Raw genomic sequence first — 11,060 nt, forward strand, 5'->3', positions numbered from 1 at the left:
TGGCGCTCATGCAGATGAACCGGATTGCCTTGCTCTTCGCCCCGCTGGCCCTTGCCAGCTGCGCTACCGCCGACACGCAGCAGGTCCGGGCCCTGCCCGGCGCCGCGCAGCAGCGGCTTGATGCCGGCATGGTCAGCGCGGCCGATCCGCGCGCCGCCGAGGCCGGGGTGCAGATGCTGCGCAGGAACGGCAGCGCCACCGATGCCGCGATCGCGACGATGATCGCGCTGACCGTGGTTGAACCGCAAAGCAGCGGGATCGGTGGCGGCGGACTCTACGTGACGACCAATGCCAAAGGCGAGGTAGCGACGATCGACGGGCGCGAAACCGCTCCGGCGGCGGCCAGCCCGCAGTGGTTCGTCAAGGACGGCACGCAGCTGACCTATCCCGATGCCGTGCCCGGCGCCACCAGCGTGGGTGTGCCCGGCAACATCGCGCTGGCCGCCAAGGCCCACCGCGCGCACGGGCGCCTGCCCTGGGCGGTGGTTTTCGCCCCCGCGATCACGCTGGCACGCGATGGTTTTGCCATCACCCCGCGGCTTTACGGCGCGCTCAAGGTTGCCAAGCGGTCGGCTGCGTTCTCCGCCGAGGGCCGCGCGCTCTACTATGGCGCTGACGGCGAACCGCGGCCGGTTGGCACCGTGATCAGGAACCCGGCGCTGGCCGCTACGCTGCAGGCGATTGCCGATCAGGGTGCCAAGGCGTTCTACCGCGGCGCCAATGCCCGCGGAATCGTGGCGCAGGTTACCACTGCGGCGCGCAATCCCGCGCCGATGACGGTGGCCGACGTGAACGGCTACCAGGCCAAGGATCGCGCGCCGGTCTGCGCCACTTATCGGCGGTACAAGATCTGCGGGATGGGCCCGCCCAGTTCGGGCGCAACCACGGTGCTGGCAACGCTGGGCCAGCTTGAACGGTTTGACCTGGCGGCGCTGGGCAGCGGGTCGCCGGTCGCCTGGCACCTGATCGCCGAAAGCCAGCGGCTCGCCTATGCCGACCGCGCGCGATATGCAGCCGATGCCGATTTCGTGACGGTGCCGGTGGCCGGGATGATCGATGCCAAGTACCTGGCCGCACGCTCGGCGCTGATCGATCCGGCCAGAACGATGCCTACCGTGGCTGCAGGCATCCCGCCCGGCGCGGAGAAATTGAGCCGCGCCGATGCGCCCTATGCCGAGGAGTACGGCACCTCGCATATTGCCGTGGTCGACCGGGCCGGCAACGCGGTCAGCTATACCTCGACGATCGAAAGCGCGTTCGGATCGGGGATCATGGTCGGCGGCTATTTCCTCAACAACGAGCTGACCGACTTCGACATGCAGAGCACGGTCGATGGCCGGTTGATGGCCAACCGCCCCGAAGCGGGCAAGCGTCCGCGCAGTTCGATGTCGCCCACGCTGGTGTTCGGGCCGGATGGCAAGCTCAGGCTGGTGGTCGGCGCGGCCGGCGGGGTGACGATCCCGGCGCAGGTCATTCGCGCGCTGATCGGGATGATCGACTGGAACCTTGCGCCGCAGGATGCGCTGGCGCTGCCGGTGATTTTCGCCCCCGGCGGCAACACCGTGTTCGTCGAACGCGGCACGATGCTGGAGGCGATGACGCCCGCGCTTACCCAGCTTGGCCACGGCGATATCAAGCTGCGCGAACCGATATCGTTCAAGGCCAATGCGATCCTGATCGATGGCCGCAGCGTGCGCGGCGGTGCCGATCCGCGCAGCGAAGGCCGTGCAATTTCCGAATGACTTGCCGCTGGGACTTGGCCGTTCTAGTTATTTCCGCGGGTTGCAAGATGCATTGCGAAAGGGGCGGTGCGGGTGGTTGATATTTCGGACCTGCTGCAGAGCAGGAATCTGGTTGAGCTGTTCCTGGCGCGCGCCGACACCAAGGGTGATGCGCCGTTCCTGTGGGCCAAGCACGATGGCAAATGGCAGCCGCTGAGCTGGACCGAAGTGGCGCGGCGGATCTGCCTCATGGCCGAATCGCTGCGGGCGCTTGGCCTCAACCCCGGTGACCGGGTGCTGCTGGTTTCGGAAAACCGGCCCGAATGGCTGATCGCCGATTTCGCGATCATGGCCGCGGGCTGCATCACCGTTCCGGCCTATGTCACCAACACCGAACGCGATCACATGCATGTGCTCGACAATTCGGGCGCTGCGGCCGTGATCGTTGCGAACGACAAGCTGGCCAAGGCCCTGCTGCCCGCGATCAACCGATCGGGGCTGGCCAAGCACGTGATCGGCATCGAGCCGCTGCGGATCGCGCAAGCCAGCAATTTCGAATACCACGCCTGGACCGCCTTGCTGACCGGCGATGCCACCGCAGCGCGCGCGGCGGTCGCGGCGCGAATCGCCAAGATCGGCCGCGGCGATACCGCGATCATCATCTACACCAGCGGCACCGGCGGGGCCCCGCGCGGCGTGCTGCAGCATCACGGCGCAATCCTGATGAACGTCGATGGCGCGGCGCGCGTACTGGTCGAGGATTTCGGCCTCGACGATGACGAAACCTTCCTTTCGTTTCTGCCGCTCTCCCACGCCTATGAACACACCGGCGGGCAAATGCTGCCGATCGGGGTGGGCGCGCAGATCTACTATTCCGAAGGCCTTGAAAAGCTGGCCTCGAACATCGAGGAAGTGCGTCCGACGATCATGGTGGTGGTGCCGCGGCTGTTCGAAGTGCTGCGGGCGCGGATCATCAAGCAGATCGAGAAGCAGGGCAAGTTCGCCAATTACCTGTTCGACCGCGCGATGGGGATTGGCGGCCTCAAAGCACAGAACCGCGGCCGCCTGCGCGACAAGCCGATGGACCTGCTGCTAGAACGCACGCTGCGGCCCAAGATCCGCACCCGGTTTGGCGGGCGGATGAAGGCGATGGTTTCGGGCGGAGCGCCGCTCAATCCCGAAATCGGCGTGTTCTTCGATTCGATGGGGCTGACCGTGCTGCAAGGTTACGGCCAGACCGAAGCTGGCCCGGTGATCAGCTGCAACCGCCCCAAGGCCGGCCTCAAGATGGATACGGTCGGCCCACCCTTGCACGGGGTCGAAGTCAGGATCGCCGAGGATGGCGAAATCCTGGTGCGCGGCGAGCTGGTGATGCACGGCTATTGGCGCAACGACGAGGAAACCGCCAAAGCAATCCAGAACGGCTGGCTGCACACCGGTGATATTGGCCATATCGACGACAAGGGCCGGATCATGATCACCGATCGCAAGAAGGACATGATCGTCAACGACAAGGGCGACAATGTCTCACCGCAGAAACTCGAAGGGATGCTGACGCTCCAGACCGAGATTGCCCAGGCAATGGTCTATGGCGACAGGAAGCCCCACATCGTCGCCCTGATCGTGCCCGATCCCGAATGGGCGCACGAATGGGCCAAGGCCAATGGCGAGAAGTTCGATCTTGATGCCCTGCAAGGCCTGCCCGCGTTCCGCAGCGCAGTCCGCGCCGCGCTCGACCGGGTCAACCAGGACCTTTCGGTAACCGAAAAGGTCCGCCAGTTCGCTTTCGCCGAGGAGGCCTTCGGGATCGAGAACGAGGAAATGACCCCCAGCCTCAAGATCCGCCGCCACAAGTTGAAGGAGCGCTACGGCGCGCGGCTCGACGGGCTTTACAAAGGGTGAGGTTCGCTGCCCATTGGCTGCTTGCTGGCGCAATGATGCTGAGCAGCACGCTGCGGGCAGATGCGCCGCTGCCCGATGCGCTGCGCGCCGGATGGCGGGGCAAGCCGGTCTGCGAATTGCTGCGCGAAGATCCGCAGCACCGCCTGCTGCGCTGCACCTTTGCGCCGGGTATTGGGCACGAACGCCACTTTCACCGCGCGCACACCGGTTACGCGCTGTCGGGCGGGACGATGCGGATAACCGATGCCACGGGCACGCGCACTCAGGTCCTGCAAACGGGAGCCAGCTACACCAGCACCGGCACCGCGTGGCACGAAGTGATCAACGTGGGCACAACGCCGGTTATCTACCTGATCTTCGAACAGACCGCTGCGCCTCGCGCGCAGCCCTAGTGCACAGACAACAGAAAAGGCCGGCTAGCGGTGGTCCACCCCCGCCAGCCGGCCTTTGTCCGATGAATTTGGCGGTTAGGCCAGATTACATCTTGGCGTCAGTCGCCGCAGCAGCAGCGTCGCCAGCTTCGCTGGCGGCGTCGGTGGCAACCGCAGCAGCATCCGAAGCGGTTTCGGCAGCAGCAACAGCTTCTTCAGCAGGCTTTTCACCGCAAGCGGCGAGAGCGAGCGAACCAGCAGCAACGGCGGCAAACAGAGCGATCTTCTTCATTTGGGAATTCCCCTATACTTGCCAAAAAATTGGCATGTTACCCTCGCCCGCACAGTGGTGGGCCGCGAGCGTGTCTGCACGGATCAGCCCCATTTGTCGATTTGGAAATTGACGCTGGCCGCACAAAATTGTGTCACGCATTGCGCCGGGCTGCGCGGGTTGCAGTCAAGTTTCTGTAACAGCATGAAAATCTGACATTTTGGGGTTTGCCGCGCGCCGTCAGTTTTGGCGGAGAATCCACGCGACAAACCGCGAAAACAGCCCGCGCGGCTCCGCCGGTGCAGCATCAGGCTCGTTCCTTTGCGCACTGGTCGGGGCGAAATTGCCCGGCTCGTCGCTCCACGGAACGTATGGCCAGGCCAGCCCTGCAGCCTCGATCGGCCACGGATTGGCGATGATCGGCGCAGGCTCGGGCGCATCCATGGCTGCTACTGGTTCGTCCGGCATCGGCACCGGCAGCGCGATTTCGGGTTGGTCAAGCAGCAGGGGCTCTTGCGGAGCCAGCAGCGATTCAAGCCGATCCTGCAGCGATTCGCTGAGCATCGGGAAGCCTGGATGGACGTCCTCGCACGGTTCCTGCTCGAGCCGCGGCACTTTGGGCACCGGTCTGAGCGTGAAGGCGGGCGCGTCGTCCGGCTCTGGCGCGGGTTCATCGCCGCTTGGCAAGGCCGGTTCTGCCGGTGGTTCTCCGCCCGGCCCGCTAGCCTCATCCCAGGCCGCATCGAACCACGCTTCGTCCGGGTCGCCGGAACCGCTGCCGGGCTTGTCGCCCGCGGTGCCGGCCAGATCGCGCTCTGGCGGCCTGATCGGCAGCGGTTCGGCCGGCGGCGCGCTCAACAAGTCGCGGAAGTCCCAATTGTGCTGCGATGGCTTCTTGCTTAGCAACGGAGAGGCCGCAGCTGTGACGGGTTCGGCCAGCGGCGCCGGTGCGGCCAGTTCCTCGGGCGGTCGATGGGCCGGCTCGGCGCCGTGCTGATGGCCGCGCAGGCTGGCAATGCGCACCGCCATTTCGCTTTCGGACTCGGCCAGAACCAGCACCGCGCGCTTCTGGGCGCGGGGGATGCCGGTCATCAGCAGCGACGAATAGCGCGGCCCCGGAACGCCGGTGTCGCGTTCTTCCTCGTCGGCCTTTTCGGCAGCGCGGCGCACGTTTTCGGGCATGCCGACCACGGGCGCATCGAAATAGGGGTAAATGCCGTTGCTGCCTGCGGTGACGCAGAGCGGGCGCGGCAAGCCATCGCTGGCAACGCGGCGGCCAACTGCCTGAAACAGCAACGCCGAAAGCAGGCAGGCCCCCAGCGAACCGGCGCGAATCGCCTCTTCGTCAGGCTCTTCGCTATCGAGCAGCTGCGTTTCGAGCCCCGCCAGCGCGCCATGGAGATCGTCGATGCCATCGACGGAAAGGGCATTGTCGCTGGCTTCGCAATCGGCCGCCCAGGTGCAGCCGTGCAGCGAATAGCCATCGAGCAGATCGTCGCGCCCGCTTTGCGAAAAGGGATAGGCGGCATCGTTGTAATAGGCGGTTTCGAGATGCGGGGTAAGCCGCCCGGTGGCATCGGGCACGGGCACGTCATCGCCGGGCCAGGCAAAGCCGATGCCGATCGCAGTGACGGGGCGGCCGGGCCGATCGTGCCGGGCAATGCAATCGCCCAGAAATTCCCATCCCCGCAGCGCCAGGTCATCGGCCGTCACGCTGAGGAAGCGTTCGGGCAGAATCCCGCCGGGCGCGGCATAGGGTTCGAGCAAGCGGCGCAGACGTTCGGTGGCCGCAACTTCGCGACCGTGGCGCAAATCGGTTTCGATTCCCCGGCGAAAGTCTTCTTCGTTCTGTCCGTCGATGGCGATGCTGGTCACTGACGTTCCCCGGGCTCTGAACTGAAGTGAAAATGCGCCGGCAATGGTTTATTTGACGTTACGAAGGGCGCAGATGCTTCACGCCGCCTCTTTTTCCACCCATTCGGGATAGAAACTGGGTTCGCGCTGCGACCAGCCAGGCGCGGTTGCGGCCGCTTCGCTGATCGACTGGAGCAGGTGCTTGCGCCGTTCGGGGCGGATCTGCGGCAGCGCCGCGGCAGCGCAGAACGCCGAGGGCAGGAACGGGCGCACATCGGCGCCGAGCAGGCGCTCGTACAAAAAACGAAACGAGGAGAAGCAGGTCAGCCGGTCCTGCGCCAGATCGAAGGCCGCCACCCGCACCAGCTTGCCGACAAAGCTTTCCAGCGCATCGAAGCCGGTTTCCGCCGGGATCATCCCGCGCAGGGTCTTCAATTCCTGATAGGCGACATACTGGCTGCGGATCGCCGCGCTTTCCTGCGCATCGCGCGCCCACAGCTTGAACGCGTCCTGCCGGCCAAGGCCAATATCGAGGCTACGCTTGATATAGCGCTGTTCGGCCGCCGAAAAACTGGCGAATTCGCGCAGCTCGGCAATTGTCAGTGATGCGGTGCCGGTATTGGCCATGGTTCGCCCCCGTTGGATAGGAGGCCAAACTGCCGCAATATGGTTATGATCGCGTTAACCACAAAGGCTAAGCTATGGTGCCGTGCCGCCTAGGGGTAAACGCCGATGCTCAGATCAGTCCGGCCAGCGGGCTCGACGGATCGGCATATTTGCGCGTCGCCATCCGGCCCGACAGGTAGGCGTGACGCCCGGCCTCAACCGCCAGCTTCATCGCCCGGGCCATCCGCAGCGGATCCTTGGCTTCGGCGATCGCGGTGTTCATCAGCACCCCGTCACAGCCCAGCTCCATCGCCACGGCCGCATCGCTGGCGGTGCCGACCCCGGCATCAACCAGCACCGGCACCGAAGCGCCTTCGACAATCAGCCGGATCGTGACGCGGTTCTGGATGCCGAGCCCCGAGCCGATCGGCGCGCCCAGCGGCATCACCGCCACGGCACCGGCGCTTTCGAGCTGCTTGGCCCCAATCGGGTCATCCACGCAGTAAACCATCGGCAGAAAGCCCTCGTTCGCGAGAACCTCGCAGGCCTTCAGCGTTTCGCGCATATCGGGATAGAGTGTGCGCGCCTCGCCCAGCACTTCCAGCTTGACCAGATCCCAGCCGCCCGCCTCGCGCGCCAGGCGCAGCGTGCGGATCGCGTCGTCAGCGGTGAAGCAGCCAGCGGTATTGGGCAAGTAAGTGATCTTTCTGGGATCGATGAAATCGGTCAGCATCGGTGCCTTGGGGTCCGAAACGTTGACCCGGCGCACCGCGACCGTGACGATTTCCGCGCCCGCAGCTTCGACTGCCGCGGCGTTCTGTTCGAAATCCTTGTATTTGCCGGTGCCGACAATCAGCCGCGAGCGGAAGGTGCGGCCCGCCACGGTCCAGGTTTCATCGGCTTCGCCGCCGCCAACGAAGTGGACGATTTCAAGCACATCGCCATCGACCAGCGGCACGGCGGCCAGGGTCGAACGCGGCACGATTTCGCCATTGCGCTCAACCGCAACCTTGGCCGGGTCGAGTTCGAGGCTGCGCACCAGATCGGCCAGCGATCCAGGGGCAGCGCGGCGCAGTTCGCCGTTGACGGTGAGGGCAAGAAGTTCGGTCATCGCTGACCGCAGATAACGATCAGAACGAATGGCGCAAGTTGCGCAAGTGGGCCCAGGCGACCAGACCGACGCCGACGATCGTCAACACGGCTTCCTCGGTCCCGTGGCCGACGAACAGCGCCAGCCCCATCAGACCAAGCCCGGCCGCGCCAACCTGCAGCGGCACCGGATCACCGTGGCGGATGACGCCCATCGCCAGCGTTGCCGCGCCAACCACAATCGCCAGGATCAGGCCGATGCGGTGGATTGCCGGGGCCAGCAGCACTTCGCCGCCCAGCCCAAGCCCCGTCACCAGCAGCAGGCCGGCCAGGCAATGCAGCGCACACAGCCCCGAAAGCAGGACGCCAACCCGATCTAGCCGGTTGCGAATCGAAAACAGTGCCTGACGCATCGTGCGTGGCATGTATGAGATAGTGTAACGTATTGCAAGGGGACTTCACCGACGGACACTTGCGCTTTGCCGCATTTGGCAGCAGGTCGCCGCGCATGGACCACGCGCCGCTCGAATCGCCGCCCTACCGCCCTGTCCTGCTGGCCCGCTGGTTGTGGCTGGTGGTGACTTGCCTGATTATCGTTCTGGTTGTGGGCGGGGTTACCCGCCTGACCGAATCCGGGCTTTCGATCACCGACTGGAAACCGGTGACGGGCGTACTCCCGCCGCTGAACGAGACTGATTGGCTGGCCGAATTCGACGGCTACAAGCAGATCCCGCAATATACCCAGATGAACGGCCCGGCGGGCATGTCGCTTGATGACTACAAGTGGATCTATTTTTGGGAATGGCTGCACCGCTTTCTGGTCCGGATGGTGCTAGGCACCGCGTTCGTCGTGCCGCTGGCGTGGTTCTGGCTGCGCGGCACGATCCCGCCGCGCTTCAAGCCGCGACTGCTCGGGCTGCTGGCACTGGGCGGTTCGCAAGCGGTGGTCGGCTGGTTCATGGTCCGCTCGGGCCTTTCGGCAGGCGCCGACGTCAAGGTCAGCCACTATTGGCTTGCCGCACACCTGATGCTGGCACTGACCCTGCTCGCCTGCCTCGCCTGGACCGCGCTCGATCTGGTCGCCTATGCCAAGGGCCGCCCGTTGCCGCGCCCGCGCGGTCTGGGGCTGGCCGCGCTGGCCGCCGTATTCGTGCAGCTGGTTTACGGCGCGCTGCTGGCCGGCTTGCGCGCCGGGCCGGTGGCCGGTTCGGGCTGGTTCAACTGGGACGCCTGGCCGCTGATGCAGGGCGCGTTTGTGCCCGCCGGGATCGACTGGTCGCAAGGGATACCCCGCGCATTACTGGCCGATCCCTACCTCGTCCATTTCCTCCATCGCTGGTGGGCCTGGGTGGTGGTAGCCGTGCTGATCGTGCTGGCGCGGCGGTTGCGTTCGATCGACCGGCGCATCTCGGTGGCGATCCACAGCGCGTTCGGCACGCAAATCGTGTTGGGAATCGCCACTGTGATGAGCGGCATCGCACTGTGGCTGGCCGCCCTGCACCAACTGACCGGCGCACTTCTGCTGATCGCTACGGTTTGGGGTGCTCACCGCCTATCCAGTAAAATTGCTTGATTTCAAGATCTTGGAGTTGGACTGGAAGTAACGGTCAGGAGCGACCTATGGTAACCTCCCTACAAATACTTGACGAAGCGGCTCTGCCCTGCGCCAATACTGGTCAATCAAACCGGATGGTATGGCCGCGCCGGGCCGGTTGTAAGCAGGAGGCAGGGGTGCCGTATCTTTGTGGGGATGCAACCGGAGCGGGTGCCAGCCATGCCGTGCAGGTGCGGCCATCATGAAAATGTCTGCGGCGCTTTGTGCCGGGGTTGCGGCATTGGCCGTATTGCCGCCGGGCGCGGTCAGCGGCGGCGCCCAGGCAAGCGAAGCCAGCGCCCGCTTTGTTCCGCCTGCGGGCGAGATGGTGCTCGCCCGTTCGCTGATCCGCGAACTGTCGGACGGCCAGCAGATCGTCGTGACCCGGCGTTACACGATCCGGTTTTCTGCCGTTTCCGAAGGTTACCAGATCGACGGCGAACTGATCGGCGTTGCAGTGGATGCCCCGCCAAGGCTGGCCAGTCTGGCAGATCTTGAACGACGGCGCGTGGATCCCGGGCTGTTCCCGATGCAGATCGACCGCGCGGGGATCCTCCATGACAAGGCCGCAGGCCCAAGCGACCCGGCCGTGCGCAGCGAAGTGCGGCTGCGCGCAACCGGCATCCTGGGTTCGCAATCTTCTGGTGCGGAAACCGGCCCGCTGGTCGGCAAGATCGCCAGCGGCAACGGCAATTCGGCCTGGCCTGCCGACCTGTTCAGCGCCCGGCCCGGAGAGCGCAGCATCGAGCGGCAGGTAACGCTGTCCGACGGTCGCGCCGGCATGGTCTTCGTGGTGCTCAAGGTTGACGCCTTGCTGCCTTGCGGCCTGCCCCAGCGGTTCGAGCGGATCATCACGACCGACCTCGCCGGATCGCGGATGGTTTCGCGTGAGGTGTTTACGCTGAGCGCCCCCTGAGCGCGCGCTGAACTGACCACCGCATTTCTGGCGGTATTATTTTACCTCTCTCAAACCCCGCAGCATTGCTTGACTTTCCGCCGCTATTGGCAGAAAGGGCCGCTTCCCCGCGCTCCGGCGTGGATTCGCAATCCCGGCTGGCTGTTACAGCCCACGGGACTGACCCACGGGTCATTTGAGTTAAGGAACAGGGCCATGAAGGCGCTCAGCAAGGTCACCCGGTCGATCAAACCGGCCGAGGTGGAAAAGAACTGGCATCTGATCGATGCCGACGGACTGGTGGTTGGCCGCCTCGCGGTGATCATCGCCAATCTCCTGCGCGGCAAGCACAAGCCGAGCTTTACCCCGCACGTCGATTGCGGCGATCACGTTGTCGTGATCAATGCCGGCAAGGTGCGCTTCACCGGCAACAAGCGCGCCAACAAGACCTATTACAAGCACACCGGATATATCGGCGGGATCAAGGAAGTGACCGCTGCCAAGGTGCTCGATGGGCGCTTTCCGGAACGCGTCCTGGAAAAGGCCGTCGAACGGATGGTCCCGCGCGGGCCGCTGGGCCGTGACCAGATGCGCGCGCTGCATCTCTACGCCGGCACCGAGCATCCGCATGGCGGCACCCAGCCGCAGCCGCTCGACGTTGCCTCGATGAACCGCAAGAACAAGGTGGGTGCATGATGTCTGACACTACCGTCACCGATCTCGCCGATCTCGGCACCGTTGCCGATCTTCCGGCCGC

General features: G+C 65.1%; 11 protein-coding genes. 6 read left to right on the plus strand and 5 right to left on the minus strand.

All coding sequences use genetic code 11. The features are described 5' to 3' along the window. Positions 1-8 precede the first annotated feature (8 nt). The 3 genes from ggt (at position 9) to RMN99_RS01610 (ending at position 4,015) form a co-directional block, all read left to right on the plus strand. Positions 9-1,742, plus strand: a complete 1,734-nt coding sequence (ggt, locus tag RMN99_RS01600; RefSeq protein ID WP_309621549.1) for a gamma-glutamyltransferase — start codon at positions 9-11, stop codon at positions 1,740-1,742. A gap of 72 nt (positions 1,743-1,814) precedes the next feature. Beyond that, positions 1,815-3,623 (plus strand): AMP-dependent synthetase/ligase, encoded by a 1,809-nt coding sequence (locus tag RMN99_RS01605; RefSeq protein WP_309621538.1) that lies wholly within the window; start codon positions 1,815-1,817, stop codon positions 3,621-3,623. Between the two features lie 32 nt (positions 3,624-3,655). Further along, positions 3,656-4,015, plus strand: a complete 360-nt coding sequence (locus RMN99_RS01610) for a cupin domain-containing protein (RefSeq protein WP_309621539.1) — start codon at positions 3,656-3,658, stop codon at positions 4,013-4,015. A gap of 85 nt (positions 4,016-4,100) precedes the next feature. Here RMN99_RS01610 and RMN99_RS01615 read toward each other — a convergent pair whose 3' ends face one another. From RMN99_RS01615 to RMN99_RS01635, 5 genes are all read right to left on the minus strand, one after another. Further along, the gene (locus RMN99_RS01615) at positions 4,101-4,286 is read right to left on the minus strand and encodes a hypothetical protein (RefSeq protein ID WP_309621540.1); all 186 of its coding nucleotides are present in this window, start codon (positions 4,284-4,286) and stop codon (positions 4,101-4,103) included. 219 nt (positions 4,287-4,505) lie between these two features. Continuing rightward, positions 4,506-6,140: a hypothetical protein gene (locus RMN99_RS01620; RefSeq protein WP_309621541.1), complete on the minus strand. Its 1,635-nt coding sequence runs from the start codon at positions 6,138-6,140 to the stop codon at positions 4,506-4,508. A 78-nt stretch (positions 6,141-6,218) separates the two neighbouring features. Further along, positions 6,219-6,746, minus strand: coding sequence for a hypothetical protein (locus RMN99_RS01625; protein ID WP_309621542.1), 528 nt, complete (start codon positions 6,744-6,746; stop codon positions 6,219-6,221). 109 nt (positions 6,747-6,855) lie between these two features. Continuing rightward, a complete protein-coding gene (thiS, locus tag RMN99_RS01630; RefSeq protein WP_309621543.1) occupies positions 6,856-7,836 on the minus strand; it encodes a sulfur carrier protein ThiS in 981 nt (326 codons plus the stop codon). A gap of 19 nt (positions 7,837-7,855) precedes the next feature. Then, positions 7,856-8,227: a MerC domain-containing protein gene (locus RMN99_RS01635; protein WP_309621544.1), complete on the minus strand. Its 372-nt coding sequence runs from the start codon at positions 8,225-8,227 to the stop codon at positions 7,856-7,858. 95 nt (positions 8,228-8,322) lie between these two features. Between RMN99_RS01635 and RMN99_RS01640 the strand changes: the two genes are divergently transcribed. The 3 genes from RMN99_RS01640 to rplM all read left to right on the plus strand — a co-directional run bounded on the left by RMN99_RS01640 (position 8,323) and on the right by rplM (position 10,999). Next, on the plus strand, positions 8,323-9,387 hold the full coding sequence (locus RMN99_RS01640; protein ID WP_309621545.1) for a COX15/CtaA family protein: 1,065 nt from the start codon (positions 8,323-8,325) through the stop codon (positions 9,385-9,387). Between the two features lie 223 nt (positions 9,388-9,610). Continuing rightward, the gene (locus RMN99_RS01645; RefSeq protein WP_309621546.1) at positions 9,611-10,324 is read left to right on the plus strand and encodes a hypothetical protein; all 714 of its coding nucleotides are present in this window, start codon (positions 9,611-9,613) and stop codon (positions 10,322-10,324) included. A 195-nt stretch (positions 10,325-10,519) separates the two neighbouring features. Beyond that, a complete protein-coding gene (gene rplM / locus RMN99_RS01650) occupies positions 10,520-10,999 on the plus strand; it encodes a 50S ribosomal protein L13 (RefSeq protein ID WP_309621547.1) in 480 nt (159 codons plus the stop codon). Positions 11,000-11,060 lie beyond the last annotated feature (61 nt).

It is taken from the genome of Novosphingobium sp. (assembly GCF_031417815.1).
Lineage (GTDB): Bacteria > Pseudomonadota > Alphaproteobacteria > Sphingomonadales > Sphingomonadaceae > Novosphingobium.